The organism is Kitasatospora sp. NPDC029367 (assembly GCF_055569135.1).
The window spans coordinates 54892-74023 of sequence record NZ_JBVHYH010000020.1 but is presented as its reverse complement, the minus strand read 5'-3'; the positions used below and the strand labels follow the sequence as shown (position 1 = coordinate 74023).

Here is a 19132-nt window from a genome sequence, read left to right as displayed (position 1 = left end):
CTTTCGTGGCGAGGTCTGACGTCCGGGGACCAAGGAGGGGCCGGGGGGCGTCCGAGGTTGGCTGTCAGCTCACTGGGTTCCCAAGGCGTGGGCGAGCAGGGTTTGCCGGGTGCGACTGCCCGTCTTCGCGAAGACCGACTTGAGGTGGTCCTGGACGGTGTTCTCGGACAGGAACATCAACCGGGCCACCTCGCGCGTGTTCGCGCCGGTGCGGAGGTGGGCCAGGAGCTCGGTCTCGCGGGTGCTGAGGCCGTAGGACCGCGCGAACAGCGTGAGGCGCTCGCTGGGGGCGGTGGTTTCGATGGTGACGGCGATGTCGCGCTCGGGCACCGGCGCGCCGGAGTCCATCCGGGCGGCGCGCAGGGTGAGCCAGTGGCCGCTGCCCAGGTGGACGCGGGCGCGTGCCGGGTTCGCGTCCACTGCGGCTTCACGGGCGAGGAGCTGGGCGCCCACGTTGTAGGCACCCGCCGGGATCGGCGCCCGGCCCGGGGAATCCGGCGGGATGAGCTGCCGAAGGTAGTGCTGCGTCGGCGGTGTCGTGGCCCGCACCTGGAGTTCCGGGGAGAGCAGCATGATGGCCGGTCCGGCGGGAGGCGGGGCCCCTGCGTGTTCGGTCGTGAACGTCGCCGCCTGGCTGCGGCGCAGCGCCGCGGTGAGCGGCGCGGTCACGCTGTGCAGGAAGTCCAGCTCTGCCGTGGTGAACGCGGGTGCGTCCTGCAGGCGCCACAGGTCGAGGAATCCCCAGCAGCCGAACCTGCCCCGGAAAACCGAGGAGGCGATGTCCGTGACCTGGTAGTGGCGGAGGAGGTCCCGCCACATCAGGCTGCGCTCCAGGTCGCCTCCCGTCGCCTGGTGCAGGGAAGCCACCGGGGCGCTCAGGCCGGTCCACCTGTTGACCGTGGTGCAGTACTTGAGCCGGATCAGCCGTGGCAGCTCCGGCAGGCACGGGACGTCCGCCAGCGGTGCGGAACCCACCGATGTCTCCGGGTCGGTGGCCAGCCAGACGTAGGCGTCGAACCCGATCACGCGCCGCAGCAGAGGGAGCAGGGCCAGACGCAGCGTCCGCACGTTGGTGTCCTGCTCGCACAGCAGCACCAGCTGTTCCCTGACCCGGGCGGTCCTGTCGGTCACGATCGCAGGTTAACCCCGGTCGCCGCGCGCAACGGGAGTCGGCGCCTGCGAATCCCAGGAATCTGGGATGGGCTCGTCGGGAGGGTGCTTCTAGCGTGAGCAGCAAGAAGACAAGGCTGTATCGAGCCAAGGAGCGGGGCCATGTACACGATGGTGGTGCGGATGTCGGTCGACCCGTCGCGGACCGAGGTGGTCACGCGGCACCTGCGCGAGGACATCGTCGGCTGGGCAATGCGCCGGCCGGGTTTCGTGAGCGGTCAGTGGCTGCTCGGCCCCGAGGGCGACCAGGGGCTGGGCGTCGTCGTCTTCGCGTCCCAGGATGCCGCCGACAGTGCGGCGCAGGGCCCGAGCGGTTTCCGGCGCGACGAAGGCCGCGCCTGGAACGTCGAGGAGGTGACCGTCTACGAGCAGGTTGCGTCGGCCTAGGAGGAGTCATGGCTGCTGCTGGGGGAGTTGGCCTGATCAGCTGACGGTCCGTCGAAAAGTGCCATGCTTCGTGTCGGCCTGGGCCGTGTCCACAGTTTGGCGTGGACACGGTCAAATTCTTCTGTAGTGAGTCTCTAGAAATCGCAAGATTGAAGAAGACATTCGTGCCTCCACCCTGTGACCATGAGTGAGTGGCGCAGCTAGGGCTCCCCTCCAGGGGTGAGCGGTTCCGGCGGGCGTCCACGGGTTCGGTGCTTCAGCCGTCTCCGCTCTCGTGCGGGCGCGCCTGCGCCATCTGGCGCTCCGGCTCGGGTCAGCGGGTCGAATTGCAGGGGGAGCTCATATGGAGCGCATGATCGAGTCTGCCGTCAGCACCATCCGCTACAGATACTTCGAACCGCTGACCCTCGATGATCTCGCCCAGTCGGCAAGGGTCAGTAAATTCCATTTCCTGCGCACGTTCAGGCGTGTCACCGGCGTCACTCCCGGGCGATTCCTCACGGCCGTCCGCCTGGAGGAGGCGAAGCGCCTGCTGCTCACCACCTCGCTGAACGTCTCCGACGTCTCGGCGCAGGTCGGATACAGCAGTACGGGAAGCTTCACCCGGCGCTTCACCGAGTCGGTGGGCTGCTCGCCGACCCAGTACCGGCAGTACGGCCCGGGTGAGTCCGTCGGAGGGCCGGCGCTCGGACCGGCCGCCGTGACGGGCGGCAGGGACGGGCGGGGCGGGACCGTGACCGGCATCGTCCGGGTCTTCGACCCCGGGGTCACCGCCGTCTACATAGGAGTGTTCGAGAGTTCGATCCTGGAACGATGTCCCGCCGTCAGGGCGGTCATCATCGAACCCGGCTCCTTCCGGTTGACCGGCGTCCCCGAGGGGACCTGGTTCATCCACGCGGTCGGACACGGGACGCACCCGGACGGCGTCCCGAGTCCTGGAAAGCAGAACCTCCTCGTCGGCACCGTGGGGCCGATCGACATCGCCCCGGGCGAGGTGGTAGACCTCAACCTCACCGTGCGCCCGCCCGCCTGGCACCACCCGCCGATCCTGCTCGCCCTGCCCGACCTGGTCGAGCAGCCGTCGATCGCGGCCTGAGCGGCCTGAGCGGCCTGAGCGGCCGGAATCGGACGGGATTCGGACCGGTAAACGGACCGGATTCGGACCGCGGCCCCGGCGGGGCCGCGAGCGCACACGCCCACGGCCGGACGAGGACCGGCCTCTCCTCGGCAGGTGAGGAAGCTGAGTACGATTTCTGAGACCCACGGCACCTGGCGCGCCGTCGGAAGCACCGTGGCCCGGGGTCCCGAGCGGCTGCGGGCCGCCGTCGGCCTGCTGCCGGCGGCGCCGGCCGGCCCGCGCGAGCCCTACTTCGCGGACGGGCCGGCCGCCCCGGACCGGCGGTACCACGAGGAGAGCAACTTCGTGGAGGCCCGGATGACCGACCAGCGGCCGGGTTCGTCCCGGGATGCGCCAGGCGCCCGGGCGGAGTTCGGGCCGGTGCTCGCGACCGTCCCGCTGCCCGATCCGGGGCTCGCGGAGCCCGCCGGGACGCCCGCCTCGTTCACCGAGGTGCTGCTCGCCCGGCGCACCGGGTACGGCCGCTACCGCGGGCCGTTCGGCCTCGCCGAACTGTCCGCCCTGCTGCACCACGCGGCCGGGATCACCGCCGTCAGGCGGCCCGGCCCGGACACCGTCCAACAGGTACGGGCGTACCCGAGCGGCGGCGCCCGCTACCCGCTCCAACTGCTGCTCTACTGCCACGGGATCGAGGGCCTGGAGCGCGGCCTGTACCGGTACGAGCCCCAGGCGCACACCCTCGAACAGCTCGACACCGCCGACCTGTCGGGCCGGCTGCGCCGCTGCGCCCCGGCCACCGACCCGGACGAGCCGGGCGGCGGCGCGATCGACGCCGAGGACTGCCCACTGTGGGTGTTCACCGTCGGGGACCTCAGCTACCAGCGGTCGCAGTACGGGCTGCGCTCCTACCGGCTGGTGCTCCAGGAGTCCGGACACCTGGCGCAGAATCTGGCGCTGGTGGCGACCTGGCTCGGCAAGACCTCGATCGGGCTGGCCGGGTACTTCGACGAGGCCGTCAACCATCTGATCGGCGTGGACGGGGTGAACTCCGCGGTGCTCTACCTGCACCTGTTCGGTGCCGCCGGGGACTGAGCGTCCCCCGCAGGCGTTGGGCCGGTCCCCGTCCCCGTTCGAGGAGAACGGGGACGGGGACCGGGGGCCCCGGGGGGAGGGCTCAGCGGGGCGGGATGTTGTGGTTCACCCGGAAGAAGTTCTCCGGGTCCCAGGTGCGCTTGGCCTCCTGGAGGCGGGACCAGTTGGCCTCGGTGTAGGCCGTCCTGGTCTTCGACCCGTCGGTGAGGAAGTTGAGGAACGTCCCGCCGGTGGCGAAGGGCTCCAGGCGGGCGTGCAGGCCGTCCGCCCAGTCCCGCACCGGGGTCGCCATCGCGGGGGCCGGGATCATCGCCGTCGTGATCACCGAGAACGGCACGTCACGGTGGCCGACCGGTCCGGCGTCCGGGCCCGGGGTCGCCATCGCGCCGGACCAGTGGCGGATCTCCACCGTGGACATCGGCGGGGCCGCCGAGCCCGTACCGGCCGCCGCGACCATCGCGTCCACGCCCGCCTGCGGGACGGTGTGGAACAGGTCGATCACCTGGTGCGCCACCATCGGGGGCGGCGGCGGGCCGGCGATGGCCGGGCCGGCCTGCGCGAACGGCATCTCGGTGAGGGCACCGGCCACCGGCGCGCCCAGGGTGTCGAACAGTGGCTTCAGCAGCCGCTCGCCCTCGGTGGCCGACCCGTCGAAGCACACCCGCAGGCAGAGGAACTGCTTGCCGCGGAACGGCTCCGGCACCGGCGGGCCCGGGGGCATTCGCATCATCAGCAGCGCGGTGGACAGTTGGCCGGGCTGCTGCGGCGCCCACTCCAGGTAGTGCGGGACGCCCTCGGGGGCCCGGTCGAGATCGAACAGCAGGTGGCCCGCGTACACCGTCGCGACCGGGTACAGCCGGACGGTGAACTCCGCGGCCACACCGAAATTGCCGCTGCCGCCGCGCAGGGCCCAGTAGAGGTCCGGGTTCTCGGCGGCGCTCGCGATGCGCAGCTGCCCGTCGGCGCCGACCACCTCGGCCGAGACCAGGCTGTCGGCGGCGTAGCCGAACTCGCGGGAGAGCCAGCCGATGCCGCCGCCCAGCGTGAAGCCGACCGCTCCGACCATCGGGGTGCCGGACAGCGGAGCCAGGCCGAACGGCGCGGCGGCCGCGATCACGTCGGACCACAGCGCGCCGGCCTGCACCACGGCGGTACGGCTCGCCGGGGCGACGGTGACCGCGTTCAGCGCCGAGGTGCGCAGCAGCAGCCCGCCGTCCGAGGGGTGGACCGCACCGTGGCCGGTGCCCTGCAGGGCGAACGGCACCCCGGCCTCGCGGGCGGCCCGGACGGCGGCCTGGATGTCCTCGGTGCCGGTGGCCATGGCGACGGCGGCGGGGTGGGACTCGACGGCACGCATCCAGGCGAGCCGCTCGGTGTCGTACGCCTCGTCACCGGGCAGGTGGACGGCGCCGGCGAAGGTTGGGCGCAGGGCGCGGGCCACCGCCTCCGAGGCCTGCGGACGGTCGGTCATCAGTTGTGCTCCCTTTCGTCACGGGGGGTTGCCCCGGGTGGCGTGTTCTTCAACCAGGTGGTCAACTCGCCGACCAGTAGGCTGAGTTCCTGAGCGGAGACGATCGTGTAGTGATTCTGAGGCCGCGTCAGAACAGCCAGGTCGGGGCAGAGTTCGCGCCAGTCGGCGGCCGGGTCGGCGCCGGGGTGGGCGTGCTCGGCCACCACCAGGAGGGCGGGGCGCTCGACCACGCCCGGGTGGTGCGCCGTGAGCAGTGCCAGGTTCCGGGCGTGGACCCGGGACAGCCGCCGGTGGGTCGGCAGGTCGGCCTCGGCGGGCAGCAGGCCGTGCGCGACGGCCGTGTCCCGGGCGGCGGCCGCCTCGGTGCCGGGGGCGGCGGCGCGGACGGCTTCGGCGGCCGCCGCGGGCAGTTCTCCGCCCGCCAGGTCGCTCAGGAACTCCAGCTGCCGGGCGGTCTCGTCCGACGGGACCCGGTGGTCCCGGACGGTGCTGTCGATCATGAACAGCCAGGTTTCCCGGCCGTGTTCGGCGAGCTGCCGGGCGACCTCGTGGGCCAGCACCCCGCCCATCGACCAGCCGCCCAGCAGGTACGGGCCGTCCGGGCGCAGCCGTTCCAGTTCCTCCCGGTAGCGGGCGGCCAGCGAGGCGAGGTCCGGCGGCTCGGGTCCGTCGGATTCTCCGGAACCAGAGCCGAGCGCCGGGTGCTGGAAGGCCAGCACCGGGCCGGGCCACGCCTGGGCCAGCGGCAGGTAGCTGCTCACCGAGCCGCCCACCGGGTGGAACAGCACCAGCTCCGGGCCGGGCCGGTCGGCCAGCCGCACCGCGCAGGAGGCCGTCCGGCCGCCCTCGGCCAGCCGGGCCCCGAGCGCACGCAGGGTCGGGGCCTCGAACACCTCGCCGAACCGCAGCTCGACGCCGAACTCGGCGCGGATCCTGTTGACCAGCCGCAGCGCCAGCAGCGAGTTGCCGCCGAGCGCGAAGTAGTCGCTGTCCGGGCCGACCGCCGGCACCTGCAGCAGTTCCGTCCACAGCTCGGCGAGCCGCTTGAGCAGCCCGTCGTCCAGTTCGCCGCCCTCCTGCTCGGGGCCGGGGGCGTCGAGCAGGGCCAGCGCGGCCCTGGCGTCCACCTTGCCGTTGCCGGTCAGCGGCAGCCGGTCCACCGGGCGGATCCGACCGGGCACCAGGTAGGAGGGCAGCCGGGCGCGCAGGAAGCCGGCCAGCTCGGCCGGATCGCAGACGGCGCCCTCGGCGGCCACCACCAGGGCGGCCAGGGCCAGTTGGCCGCCGGGCGCGGGCACCGCGCAGACCGCGCACTCGGCCACCGCCGGGTGGGTGCGCAGCGCCGTCTCGACCTCGCCGGGCTCCACCCGGAAGCCCTGGATCTTCAGCTGCCGGTCCTCCCGGCCGAGGAACTCGATGGTGCCGTCCGGCCAGTACCGGCCCAGGTCGCCGGTCCAGTACAGCCGTTCGCCGGTCACCGGGTGGTGGTGGAAGCGTTCGGCGGTGCGCTCCTGGTCGCCCGCGTAGCCACGGGCCAGGCCGGTACCGCCGATGTGGATCCGGCCGGTGGCGTGCGGGGGACGCAGCTCCAGCCGGTGGTCGAGCACCCGCATGGTCTGACCGCGCAGCGGCGTGCCGTACGGGACGGACCGCCAGGCCGGGTCGGGCTCGCCGACCTCGTACAGGTTGGACCAGATCGCGGCCTCGGTGGCGCCGCCCATCGCCAGTATCCGTACGTCCGGGCGCCAGCGGCGCATACGTGCGGGCAGGGTGACCGGGATCCAGTCGCCGCTGAGGAGGAACGCCCGGACCGGCGGTGCGGCGGGGGTGTCCGGCTGTTCGACCACCTCGACCAGCATCTCGGCCAGCGCGGGCACCGAGTTCCACACCGTCACGCCGTGCTCGGCGGCGCAGCCCGCCCAGCCGGCCGGGTCGGGGCGGGAGGTGGCGGCGGGCAGGACCAGGGCGGCGCCGGCGGCGAGGGTGCCGAAGACGTCCCAGACCGAGAGGTCGAAGCTGAGCGAGGAGATGCCGAACACCCGGTCCTCGGAGCCGAGTTCGATCCGCTCGTCGATGTCGAGGACGGTGTTCAGGGCGGCCCGGTGCTCCACCGCCACGCCCTTGGGGACACCGGTGGAGCCGGAGGTGTAGATGACGTAGGCGAGGTCCTCGGCGGAGCCGGGCGCGGCCGGGGCCCACCCCGGGCGCGGGTCCACCGCGTCCACCTGGATCGGGGCGACCGTCGCGGGCAGCTCGGGCGAGCGGTGCGACTGGGTCAGGACGACCGGGCAGCCGCAGGCGTCCAGCAGGGCGGCGATCCGCTCCGCCGGGAGCGCGGCGTCCACCGGGCAGTACGCGGCCCCGGCCCGGAGCGCGCCGAGCACCGCGACGACCTGCTCCCAGCCCTTGCTCATCACCACCGGCACCACCTGGCCGGGGCCGACGGCGAGGTCGGCCAGCCGGGCGGCCACCGCGCCGGACAGCGCTTCGAGTTCGCCGTAGTCGAGGGTGCGCCCGGGGGCGATCACGGCGGGCGCGGCGGGTCGGCGGGCGGCCTGCGCCAGGAAGGGGTCCTCCAGCCGGCCGGTGGGCGCGGGGGCGGGCCGGTTGAGCGCCTCGACGGTCTCCCGGTGGCCGGGCGGCAGCAGCTCGGGCAGCCGCTCGGCGCCGTCCGGGGCGGCGAGCTCCTCGACCAGCCGGCGGTAGGTGTCGAAGAGGGTCTGCGGCAGGCCGGGCGGGAACGCCTCGTCGACCACGTCCCAGACGCACTCGATGCCGCCGTCGGCGGCGTCCTTGGTCTGGTTGTCGATCAGCACCTGCGGGGTGCGCAGGCCGGTGTGGACGGTCCGGCAGGCCGGGCGCGGGGCGGCGGCACCGTGCCCGACCGGGGCGAGCATGCTGTTGAACACGTACGGCAGGGCCGCCGAGGAGGTCCAGCCGCGTCGGGCCGCCAGCTCGCGGGTGACGTGGACGCCGGAGACGTCGGCGTGCTCCAGGTCCCGCCAGAGCTGCTTCTGCAGCCGGACGGCGCGGGCCCAGAAGTCGCCCTCGGTCAGGTCCGCCTCCACCGGCAGGGTGGCGCTGAACTGGCCCACCACGCCGGCCGCCTCGGGGTGCAGGTTGGTCCAGTTCTGGTGCAGCACGTTGAGGCAGAAGCGGGGGCTGCTCGCCCAGGCGCCGAGCACCTCGGCGTAGATGTGCAGCAGTGCGGTGGTCGGCAGGATGCGGTGGGCGCGGAAGTTGGCCCGCAGCCGCTGCCACTGCGCCCGGTCGATGGTGAAGCTGCGCCGGGTCAGCAGGACGGGGGAGATCGCCGCGGGGCGGCGCTCCATCGGCAGCCGGGGGGCCTCCGGCAGGGTGTCCAGCCGGGCCTCCCAGTACTCCTGGTGGGCCCGGTGCTCCGGGGTGCCGACGCGCGCGGCGGCGGCCAGCACGCAGTCGCGGAAGGTGCCGGTGACGGGAGGCAGTTCGGCGTCCGGGTCGAGGTAGAGGCGCCACCACTCGTCCTGCAGCAGCCGGGTGGAGCCGGAGTCCAGCAGCAGCAGGCTCATCGCCAGGTGCAGCCGGACGCGGTGCGGGCGCAGCCGGACGGCGGTGATCTCGAACAGCGGCCAGCCCGTCGGGTCGGGGCCGGTGTCGCGCATCCGCTCCCGGACGGCGGCCAGACCGGCCCGCCGCTCCTCGGCGCCGGCCGCGCTCAGGTCGACCACGGTGAGCCGGAACGGCGGGGCCTCGCCGGGGTCGAGGACGCGCTGCTCGCCCTCCGGCAGGACGACGGTGCGTAGGTGCTCGTGGCGGTCGATCAGCTGCCGGACGGCCCGCTCGGCCCGGTCGGTGTCCAGCCCGACCACGTCGAGCTCGTAGTACAGGTTGGGCCGGAAGCCGCCCAGCTCCATCAGCGGGCTGGCGCCGACCAGGTAGGCGGCCTGCAGATCGCTCAGCGGAAAGGTCGGGGAGGTCGGGGAGGCCGGCGAGGTCGGCGGGGTCGGGACGGTGCGGTCATGCGGCGCGGTCATCGCGGCCTCCGGCCGGGTGCTGGTCGGGCGGCAGCAGGGCCCCGGACACGGCGTCGACCACCGGGTGCGGGTCCTGGTGCAGGAAGAAGTGGTGGCCGGGGAACTGCCGGACCGTGCAGCCGGCGCTGGTGTGCAGCCGCCAGGCCGTGAGCTCCGCGAGGTCGGCCACGGGATCGTCGGTTCCGCCGAACACCGAGACCGGGACGGCGAGTTCGGGCCCGGGGCGCCACCGGTAGGTCTCCGAGACGGAGAAGTCGGCGCGGAGCATCGGCAGGACCGTGCCGAGCAGGCCCGGGTGCTGCAGCAGTTCGTCCGGTGTGCCGTTCAACTCGGCGAGGTGGGCCAGTAGTTGCTCGGTCGGCGCGGCGTGCACGGGGGCGGCCCGGTCGGGCAGGTGCGGGGCGCGCCGGCCGGCCACCAGCAGCCGTACCGGCCTGGGCAGGCCGCGCCGCTCCAGCTCCCGGCACACCTCGTACGCCAGCAGCGCGCCCATGCTGTGCCCGAACCAGGCGTGCGGACCGTCGAGTTCGGGGGCGACGGCGTCGACCAGGGCTGGCACCAGCTCGTCCAGCCCGGCGTACGGGCGCTCGCGGAAGCGGCTCTCCCGGCCGGGCAGCCGGACGCAGCGCAGCTCGATCCGCGGGTCGAGCCGGGTGGCCCAGTGCCGGTAGACGCCGGCGCCGCCGCCGGTGTGCGGCAGGCAGAACAGGCGCACCGCGGCGGCGGGGCGGGGGCTCCAGCGGACCGTCCAGGCGGCCGCGTCGGCGATCACTGGCACATCCATCCGGCGGTCCTCTCGGCGATCATCAGGCAGGTCAGGTTGGTCGGGGCGCTGGGCATGGCGGGCATCACCGAGGCGTCCGCGATCCGCAGGCCGGTCAGCCCGCGGACGGCCAGCCGCTGGTCCACCACGGCCTCCCGGTCGCCGTCCGGGCCCATCCGGGCCGTGCCGACCGGGTGCCAGGCGGGGAAGACGAAGGAGGTCACGGCGCGGCGCAGCAGGTCGTCCCGGTGGACCATCCGCTCCGTCCACAGCAGCCGCTTGTCCAGATGGCGGTCGAGCTCCTGAGCGTGCGACAGCTCCCAGACCAGCCTGGTCCCGGCCATCAGCACCGCGACGTCCTCGGGGGTGGTGGCCAGCCCGAGGGTGATCTCCGGCTCGCCGTCCCGGAGCGTGACGCTGCCCCGGGAGGTCGGGCGCAGCGCGGTGGAGTGCAGCGACATCGCCGGGCGGCCGCGCAGCACCTGGGCGGCGCCGGGGACGGCCAGGCCGGCCAGGGTGTTCACCAGCGTCAGGTTGAGGTCGGGGCGGGAGCCGCCGGTGCTGTCGACCCGCGCCAGCACCTGGTGCATCTGCTCGCCGGGCCGGGCCACGCCGGGGCGGGTGACCGCCCACAGCGCGACGATCGGGTGGTCGATCAGGTTGCGGCCGACGCCGGGCAGGTCGAGGACCGGGGCGATCCCCTGGCCGGCCAGGTCGTCGGCCGGACCGATGCCCGAACGCAGCAGCAGGGCGGCGGTGTTGACCGCCCCGGCGGCCAGCGTGACGGACCCGGCGGACAGCGTCAGCTCGCGCCCGTCCCGGACGGCGGTCACGCCGGTCGCCCGGCCGCCGCGGACCTCAACCCGCCGCGCCGTGGTGCCGGTCCAGACGGTCAGGTTGGCGCGGTCGGCGGCGGGCTCCAGGTAGGCGTCGGCGGCCGAGTAGCGCCGCCGGCCGACCACGTTCAGCGGGATCGGGCCGGCCCCGAGGAGGCTGCCGGGGTCGTTCAGGTCAGCGGTCCGCGGGATGCCCAGGTCGGCGCAGGCCCGTAGGAACCCGGAGGCCAGCGGCGCGAGTTCGGACGGGGCGGTGCGCCGGACGGGCACCGGTCCGTCGGTGCCGTGACCTGGGCCCAACACGTCGGCGTCGGACTCCAGCGCGGCGTACCAGGGCAGGACCTCCGCCCAGCCCCACTCGTCGAGCCCTGCGGCGGCCCAGCCGTCGAAGTCGAACGGCAGGCCGCGCAGCGCCAGCGCGCCGTTGACCGCCGAGGACCCGCCGAGCACCCGGCCGACCGGGTACGGGCAGCTGCGCCCGTCCGGTCCGCCGTCGCCGACCCGGGCCTCGAACTCCCAGTTGGAGCCGGACAGGACGGGCTGGTCGCCGCGGTCGGTGGGGCGCGGCCCGGCCTCCAGCAGCAGCACCCGCCCGTCCGGCCGCTCGGAGAGCCGGGCGGCCAGCACGGCGCCCGCGGAGCCGCCGCCGACGACGATGTCGTCCCAGATCAGCTGTTCGCCGTTCGAGGTCTCCATCGGATCAGCGACCCACCCGCTCGGACAGGGTGCGGGCCAGCTCGGCGACCGTCGGGTTGTCGAACAGCATCTCCAGGTCCTCCTCGGCGTCCTGCACGATGCCGAGCTCGGCGCGGATCTGGGCGATGATCCGCACCGCGTGCAGTGAGTCGCCACCGAGTTCGAAGAAGTTGTCGTGCACCCCGAACTTCTGGTCGCCGAGGGTCTCGGCCCACAGCCGCAGCAGCCGCTGCTCCATCTCGTCGCGCGGGGCGACGGCCGCCTCGCCCTCACCGTCCTGCCAGGGCTCGGGCAGCGCCGCGCGGTCCACCTTGCCGTTCGCGCTGAGCGGCAGCCGCTCGATGAACATCAGGTGGTGCGGCACCATGTAGCCCGGCAGCAGCCGCTCCAGGGCGGCCCTGAGGGTGTCGGCGTCGGTCGGGTCGCCGGGCGCCCCGACGATGTGGGCGACGAGCTGGCGGCGGCCGGTGCGCGGGTTGGTGCGCAGCGAGCACAGCGCCTCGGCGACGCCGGGCTGGGCGCGCAGCGCGGCCTCGATCTCGCCGAGCTCGATCCGGTAGCCGTTCAGCTTGACCTGGAAGTCCATCCGGCCGAGGAAGTCGATGTCGCCGCCGGGCAGGTAGCGGCCCAGGTCGCCGGTCCGGTACAGGGCCTCGCCGGTGACCGGGTGGGTGACGAACCGTTCGGCGGTGCGCTCCTCGTCGGCCCAGTAGCCGCGGGCCAGGCCCGCGCCGCCGATGAAGATCTCGCCGGGCGTCCACACCGGACAGGGGCGGAAGTCCTGGTGCAGGACGTACGTCCGCTGGTTGGCCAGCGGACGGCCGTACGGGATCCGGGTCCAGTCCGCGGGGACCTCGCCGATCGGGTGGTGGATCGACCAGATCGACGCCTCGGTGGCGCCGCCGAGGCCGATCACCCGGGCGTGCGGGTGCGCGGTGCGGACTGCGTCCGGCAGTCCGACCGGGATCCAGTCGCCGCTGAGCAGGACCAGCCGCAGCGCCGTCGGCTCCGGGCCGGCGGTGGGGCTCTCGGTCAGGGCCTGCATCAGCGCGGGGACGGAGTTCCACACGGTGACCCGGTGGCGGCGGATCAGCTCCTCCCAGTGCGCGGGGTCGTGCAGCCGGTCGGCGGCGGGCAGGACCACGGCCCCGCCCGCCGCCAGGATGCCGAACACGTCGTACACCGAGAGGTCGAAGCTGAGCGCGGACAGTGCCAGCACCCGGTCCTCGGGGCCCACGCCGAAGCGGGTGTTGAGGTCCTGGATGGTGTTGGCCGCGGCCCGGTGGTCGATCATCACGCCCTTGGGCCGCCCGGTGGAGCCCGAGGTGAAGATCACGTAGGCCAGGTCGGCGGGCGCCGGGTGCTGCGGCGGCGCGGCGGTGTCGGCGGTGCGGACCTCCTCGTCCTCGGGGGACAGCACCCGCACCCCGTCCGGCAGGCCGTCCCCGTCCGGCAGGCCCGCCCCGTCGGCCGGACGCGCGGTGGTCACCACCAGCTTCACCCCGCCCTGCTCCAGCAGCCGGCGGCGGCGCTCGGCGGGCCAGCCGGGGTCGACCGGCAGGTACGCGGCGCCCGAGGCGGCCACCCCGAGCACGGCGGCGACCTGGTCGAAGCCCTTGTCCAGGACCACGCCGACCAGCTCGCCGGGGCGCACCCCGCGGGACTGCAGCACCCGGGCCAACCGGTGGGCCTCATCGAGTAGTTCGCGGTAGGTGTGGGAGCTCGAGGCGGTGATCACGGCGACCGCGTCCGGGGTGCGGCGGGCGCTCTCGGCGACCAGCCCGTACAGCGTCAGCTCGGGGATCGGTTGCTCGGTGGCGTTGATCCGGGCGCGCTCCGCGGCCTGGGCGGCGGGCAGGCCCACCAGCGCCGTGGCGTCCCAGACCGCCGGGTCGTCGGCCAACCGGTCCAGCACCGCGCCGAAGGCGGCGAACATCTCGTCCACCAGCCCGGCCGGGAACAGCTCGTCCACCGCGTCCCAGTTGTAGACCAGGTCGCCGTGCTCCTCGGTGACCTGGTGGTCCAGCCAGACCTGCGGGGTCTGGCTGATCTGGTGCACCAGCCGGCCGAAGAACTCCATGCCGGCGGACGGGTCCTCGTCCTCGTTCCCGGCGATCATCGCGGTGAACACCACGGGCATGCCCGCGCCGAGACCGCCGCCGCCCGCCCTGGCGCGCTCGCGCAGCACCCGGACGCCGCTGAACTCGGCGTGGTCCAGGTCGCGGAGCAGTTGCTCCTGCATCGCCCGGACCCGGGCGGCGAACGGCTCGCCGGGGGCGTCCGGGGCGGCCAGCAGCACGGTGGAGGTGAAGTCGCCGACCAGGCTGTCGATCCGGGGGTGCACCGGCGGGCGGTTCAGCAGCGTCAGGTTGAGTGTGAAGTCGGGCTGCTGGGACCACTGGCGCAGCACCTCGGCGTAGCCGGTCATGAGCACCGTGGACGGGGTCAGGCCGCGGGCCCGGGCGGCCGCCTTGACGGCGCGCCAGCGGGCGGCGGGCATCCGGCCGTGGTGGTGGGTGAACCGGGGCCGGCCGAGGACGCCGGGCTGCACGGCCAGCGGCAGCGCGGGTGCGGCCGGCAGCTCCGGCACCCGGGCCCGCCAGTACTCCTCGGCGGCCTGGTGCCGGGCGCCGTCCCGGGCCTTCTCCTCGGCCAGGACCACGTCCCGGAAGGAGAGTTCGAGCGGCTCGGGGGTCCAGTCGGGCTGCTCGTAGAAGCGCCGCCAGTCGCCGAACAGCACGTACATGCTGAACCCGTCGACGACCAGGATGTCCAGGCCGACGTGCAGCCGGACCACGTCGTCGTCCAGCAGCGAGGCACGGACGTCGAACAGCGGCCAGCGGTCGGTGGGCAGCACCTGGTGGTCCATCTGCTCCCGGGTCGCGGCGAGCCGCGCGGCCTGCTGCTGTTCGGGCAGGCCGCGCAGGTCGTCGACGGCGATCCGGTACGGCTCCACCTCGGGCAGCACCTGCTGGCGGCCGTCCGAGGTGATCACGGCGCGCAGCATGTCGTGCCGGGCGATCACCCTGCGCAGGCTGTCCTGGAGCCGTTCGAGGTCGAGGCCGGTGCGCTCGCGCTCGGTGTAGAGGTAGGTGGCGACGCCGCCGAGCTCGACGGCCGGGCGGCGGCCGACCCAGTAGGCGTGCTGGATGTCGGTGAGCGGGAACGGCTCGTGCCGCTCGGCGGGCCGGGGCACCAGCGCCGGGCGGGCCTCCCCGGCGGCCACGCCGCGCAGCACGGCCAGCAGGTCGTCGCGACTCGCCTTCAGCCGGTCGCGGAGCTCCGGGGTGAGCGAGCCGGCCGGGGCGACGACGTCGAGGCGGTCGTCGGCCAGCCGGAGTTTGATGCCGCGCCGGTGCAGTTCGGCGAGCAGGTCCTCGGTCATCGGGAATCGTCCTTCGCGGTGGACCGGGTGATCGCGTGCGCGACGGCGCCGGCCGACGGCCCGGTGAGGAGGGTGTGGTGGGTGCCGGGCACCCCGGTGGTCGTGACCCGCCCGTGGGTGAGGGCCGACCAGCCCCAGGAGGGTTCGGCGGTGTACGGGTGGTCGGCGAACTCGGAGACCGTGCCCTCGGTCGCCCGGACCACCGTGACGTCCGCGCCCGTGCGGGTCGCGGTGTAGCGGTTGCAGGCGAGCACCACGGCGCGGAACACCGTGTACGCGGCGGCCAGTTCGGCGGGGCCGAGGCCCGCGCCGGGGCCCGCCAGCCGGTGCAGCAGCGCGCCGGTCCCGTCCGCGACGGCCGGGTCGGCCGCGACGGCGGGGTCGGCGGGGTCGGCCGGTTCGGCTGCCTCGGAGAGGAGCTTGAGCGCGTCCGGGTCGGCGGCGGCCGGGTCGAGGCCGAGGTCCAGGTCCTCCAGGAACCAGCGCGGCAGGTCGAGCGGCTCCGGCTCGCGCGCCTCCAGCGGGGCCGGCGCGTCGATCACCACCAGCCGCTCCACCCGCTCGCCCAGCGACTCCAGCCGCTCGGCCATGGCGGCGGCGATCACCGCGCCGGAGGACCAGCCACCGAGCAGGTACGGCCCGTGCGGGCGGACTTCGCGCAGCGCGTCCACGTACAGGGTGACCAGCTCGGCCATCGTCTCCGGCGGGTCGGCCGGGGCCTGGAGGGCGTGGCAGGCGCCGCCGAGGCGGTCCGCGAGCTCGCGGTAGCAGAGCACGTTGCCGCCCGCCGGGTGGACCAGGAACCAGGGGTTCTCCGGCCCCTCCCGCAGGGTCACCAGCGGCGACCAGGCGGTCTCCCCGGCCTCCAGCCACTGGGCCAGCCCGGCGACGGTGCGCCGCTCCAGCAGCGTGCCGAGCGGGACGCGGCGGCCCAGCCCGTGGGCGATCCGGCCGATCACCCGCAGCGCGGTGAACGACTGCCCGCCGAGCGCGAAGAAGTCCTCGTGGACGCCGACCCGGCCGGTGCCCAGCACGGCGGCCCAGATCTCGGCCAGTGCGGCCTCCAGCGGCGTGCGGGGCGCGGTGTACGGGCGGGGGGTGGCCGCGTCCTCGGCGGCCAGCGCCTGCAGGGCGGCGCGGTCGAGCTTGCCGTTGGCGGTCAGCGGCAGCCGGTCCAGGACGCTGATCCGGCTCGGCACCAGGTAGCGGGGCAGCCGGTCGGCGAGCCGGGCGGCCAGCTCCTCCGGCGTGGGCTCGGGCCCGCCCGGGGCGGGCGTCACGTACGCGGCCAGCTGCATGCCGGAGTCGGTGCGGTGGGCCACCACGGTGGCGCGGGCGACGGAGGGGAGTTCGGCGAGCGCGTGCTCGACCTCGCCCGGCTCGATCCGGAAGCCCTGGATCTTCACCTGGTGGTCGGCCCGGCCGAGGAACTCGATCTCGCCGCTGGGCAGGTAGCGGCCGAGGTCCCCGGTGCGGTAGAGCCGCTCGCCGGTCACCGGGTGGGTGACGAACGCGGCCCGGGTGCGCTCCTCGTCGCCCAGGTAGCCGAGGGCCAGGCCGACGCCGCCGATGTGCAGCTGGCCGGTGACCCAGGTCGGGGCGGGGCGGCCGTACTCGTCGAGGACGTGCCAGGTCTGGTTGGCCAGCGGACGGCCGTACGGGATCGAGGTCCAGTCGGCCCCGACCTCGTGGATCGGGTGGCAGATCGACCAGATCGACGCCTCGGTGGCGCCGCCCAGCCCGATCACGGCCGCGTTCGGGGCGACCGCCCGGATCCGGTCCGGCAGGTCGACCGGGATCCAGTCGCCGCTGAGCAGCACGGTGCGCAGTGACGGGCAGCTGGCGCCGGTCGCCTCCGCCTCCTCGACCAGCAGCTGCATCAGCGCCGGGACGGTGTTCCACACCGTCACCCCGTGCTCGCGCACCGCGGCGAGCCAGGCCGCCGGGTCGGGCTCGCCGGACTCCGGCAGCACCAGGGTGGCGCCGGCCCGCAGCGCGCCGAAGACGTCGTAGACCGACAGGTCGAAGCAGAGCGAGGACACCCCGAACAGCACGTCGGAGGCGGTGACGCCGAACCGGCGGTTGATCTCGGCGACGGTGTTCAGCGGCCCCCGGTGGTCGAGCATCGCGCCCTTCGGGCGGCCGGTGGAGCCGGAGGTGTAGATCACGTACGCCAGGTCGGTCGGCGCGGCCTCGGGCGCGGCAGGCGCCGGGTCGGCGGGGGCCGGCGCGGTGACGTCCAGCACCGGCGCGGGGGTCAGCACGGCGATCCGGTCGCGGTCGGCCGGGGCGGCCAGGACGGCGTCGGGGGCGGCGTAGCCGAGCACGGCGCGCAACCGCTCGTCCGGCCAGGCCGGGTCGAGCGGCACGTACGCGGCGCCCGCGGCGAGCGCGCCGAGGACGGCGGCGATCTGGAACCGGCCCTTGGGCAGCACCACGCCGACCAGCCGACCGGGACGGGTGCAGGCGGCCCGCAGCAGGGCGGCCACCCGGTCCGTCTCGGCCCGCAGCTCCCGGTAGTCCAGGGTGCCGTCGCCGGCGCGGACCGCCGGGTGGGCGGGCCGCTGCTCGGCCCAGCTGCGCAGCGGGTGGTGCAGCAGCCCCGAAGGCGGCCGGCAGGAGGGCCGGTTGAGGGCCGCACGGAGCTCCCGGTGGCTCTCCGGCAGCAGGTCGAAGGCGACGGTGGTCCAGGCGTCGTCGGAGGCGGCGAGCCCCGCCACCATGCTCCGGTAGCCCTGCTCCATGGCGTCGATCAGCCCGGCCGGGAACATCGTCTCGATGACGTCCCAGACCACCCAGAGCCGACCGTCCGTCAGGTCCCAGAACTCGCAGTCGATCAGGGTCTGCGGGGTCTCCAGGCGGCTGGCGACCGGCCGCTCCTGCTTGCCGACGAACAGCGCGCTGCCGATCGCGAACGGGCAGACCGCCCGGCCGGGGGTGCGGCGGGCCTGGTTGAGCGCCTGGAGCACCTTGACGCCGCTCCAGTGGCAGTGCTCGACGTCGGCCAGCACCCGGGCCTGGAGGCGGCGGACCCGGTCCTCGAAGGACTCCTCGGGGCGCCAGTCCACCTCCAGCGGGTAGAGCGAGGCGAAGTTGCCCAGCACGTCCGGCATCTGGTGGTGCAGCGGCAGCCGGTGGGTGATCATGTTGTTCAGCAGGAAGTGCCGCGAGCCGCTCCAGTACGAGAGCACCTCGGCGTGCACCGCCGACAGCACGTTGGTGGTGGTCAGGTTGCGGGCGGCGGCCTTCTCCTTGAGCGCCGCCCACACCTGCGGCTCGAACAGCAGCTCGCGCCGTCGCAGGTCGGACCGGCAGCGCGGGTCGGCGTCGGCGGCCAGCGGCACCGGCGGCGCCTCCGGCCAGTCGGCGATCCGCTCGGTCCAGTAGGCCCGGGCGGCCCGGCCCAGTGCAGACTCCTCCAGCTCGGCCAGCGCCTGCACGCACTCGCGGAAGGTGATCTCCAACTCGGCCGGGGCCCAGTCGGGTTCGCGGTAGCGGCGGAGGATCACCGGGATGAAGCGGAGCAGCGAGGGGGCGTCGCTGAACAGGTTGTTGTTGTTGAGGTGCAGGCGGGCGCGGCCGCCGGGGAGCCGACTGAGCCGCAGGTCCACCCACGGCCAGCTGTCGTGCACCGGCTCGGTGTCCTCCATCTCCCGCCGGACCCGCTCGACCTCCCGCATCGCTTCGGCTTCCGGCAGGTGCCGGACGTCCAGCACCGGCAGCGGGGCCGGGGCCGGGTCGCGGACGGCCTCCAGCCGCATGTCGTCCCGGACCACCACCAGGTTGTGGCGCTGGTGGTGGAGTTCGGCGTTGAGGGCGGCCTCCAGTCGTTCCGGGTCCAGGTCCTCGACCTCGTACTCGAAGTACTGGTGCGGGCGGACGTAGTACTCGAAGCCCTCCCGGCTGCCGATCATGAACGACGCCTGCAGGTCGGAGGGCGCGAACGGCTCGTACCGGGAGGCCACGTCCGGCACCACCTGCGGCAGCACCGCGTCGGCCGGCCGCTCGGTGTCCAACGAGCCGAGCCAGGAGAGCAGTTCGGGCTTGAGGCGGCCGATCCGGTCGCGCAGCTCGGCGGTCAGCCGGCCGGCCGGGGCCTTGACCTCCAGCCAGCCGTCCTCGGTGGCGCGCAGCCGGATGCCGGTACGGGCGAGCTCGTCGAGCAGGTCGGCCACGGCCGTCGTGGCGGTTGCACTCACAGCGGTAGCTCCTTGTCCAGCAGGGTGTCGGGGCGGGGC

10 protein-coding genes are annotated in these 19132 nt (G+C 74.5%); 3 read left to right on the top strand and 7 right to left on the bottom strand.

What is annotated here, in order from left to right; translation table 11 throughout:
* Nucleotides 1-69: 69 nt before the first annotated feature.
* On the bottom strand, nucleotides 70-1131 hold the full coding sequence (locus ACZ4W5_RS13845) for a helix-turn-helix transcriptional regulator (RefSeq protein ID WP_465654455.1): 1062 nt from the start codon (nucleotides 1129-1131) through the stop codon (nucleotides 70-72).
* Between the two features lie 141 nt (nucleotides 1132-1272).
* Between ACZ4W5_RS13845 and ACZ4W5_RS13840 the strand changes: the two genes are divergently transcribed.
* The 3 genes from ACZ4W5_RS13840 (at nucleotide 1273) to ACZ4W5_RS13830 (ending at nucleotide 3727) form a co-directional block, all read left to right on the top strand.
* Complete coding sequence (locus ACZ4W5_RS13840; protein ID WP_360233825.1) at nucleotides 1273-1557, top strand: hypothetical protein; 285 nt, start codon at nucleotides 1273-1275, stop codon at nucleotides 1555-1557.
* Between the two features lie 352 nt (nucleotides 1558-1909).
* Nucleotides 1910-2653: a helix-turn-helix transcriptional regulator gene (locus tag ACZ4W5_RS13835; protein WP_360233822.1), complete on the top strand. Its 744-nt coding sequence runs from the start codon at nucleotides 1910-1912 to the stop codon at nucleotides 2651-2653.
* Nucleotides 2654-2788: 135 nt separating this feature from the next.
* Nucleotides 2789-3727 (top strand): SagB family peptide dehydrogenase, encoded by a 939-nt coding sequence (locus ACZ4W5_RS13830; protein WP_465654452.1) that lies wholly within the window; start codon nucleotides 2789-2791, stop codon nucleotides 3725-3727.
* Nucleotides 3728-3809: 82 nt separating this feature from the next.
* Here the strand turns inward: ACZ4W5_RS13830 and ACZ4W5_RS13825 are convergent, their stop codons facing one another.
* From ACZ4W5_RS13825 to ACZ4W5_RS13800, 6 genes are read right to left on the bottom strand one after another with little or no spacing between them, the layout of a single operon-like run.
* A complete protein-coding gene (locus tag ACZ4W5_RS13825; protein WP_465654450.1) occupies nucleotides 3810-5198 on the bottom strand; it encodes an FAD-binding oxidoreductase in 1389 nt (462 codons plus the stop codon).
* Nucleotides 5198-9214 (bottom strand): non-ribosomal peptide synthetase, encoded by a 4017-nt coding sequence (locus tag ACZ4W5_RS13820; RefSeq protein WP_465654448.1) that lies wholly within the window; start codon nucleotides 9212-9214, stop codon nucleotides 5198-5200. The genes ACZ4W5_RS13825 and ACZ4W5_RS13820 overlap by 1 nt, the downstream gene beginning before the upstream one ends.
* On the bottom strand, nucleotides 9198-9998 hold the full coding sequence (locus ACZ4W5_RS13815) for a thioesterase II family protein (protein ID WP_360233810.1): 801 nt from the start codon (nucleotides 9996-9998) through the stop codon (nucleotides 9198-9200). Before ACZ4W5_RS13815 ends, ACZ4W5_RS13820 begins: the two co-directional genes overlap by 17 nt.
* Nucleotides 9983-11509: a GMC family oxidoreductase gene (locus ACZ4W5_RS13810; RefSeq protein ID WP_465654446.1), complete on the bottom strand. Its 1527-nt coding sequence runs from the start codon at nucleotides 11507-11509 to the stop codon at nucleotides 9983-9985. Before ACZ4W5_RS13810 ends, ACZ4W5_RS13815 begins: the two co-directional genes overlap by 16 nt.
* A 4-nt stretch (nucleotides 11510-11513) precedes the next feature.
* On the bottom strand, nucleotides 11514-14894 hold the full coding sequence (locus ACZ4W5_RS13805) for a non-ribosomal peptide synthetase (protein ID WP_465654444.1): 3381 nt from the start codon (nucleotides 14892-14894) through the stop codon (nucleotides 11514-11516).
* Nucleotides 14891-19093 (bottom strand): non-ribosomal peptide synthetase, encoded by a 4203-nt coding sequence (locus ACZ4W5_RS13800; protein WP_465654442.1) that lies wholly within the window; start codon nucleotides 19091-19093, stop codon nucleotides 14891-14893. The genes ACZ4W5_RS13805 and ACZ4W5_RS13800 overlap by 4 nt, the downstream gene beginning before the upstream one ends.
* Nucleotides 19094-19132 lie beyond the last annotated feature (39 nt).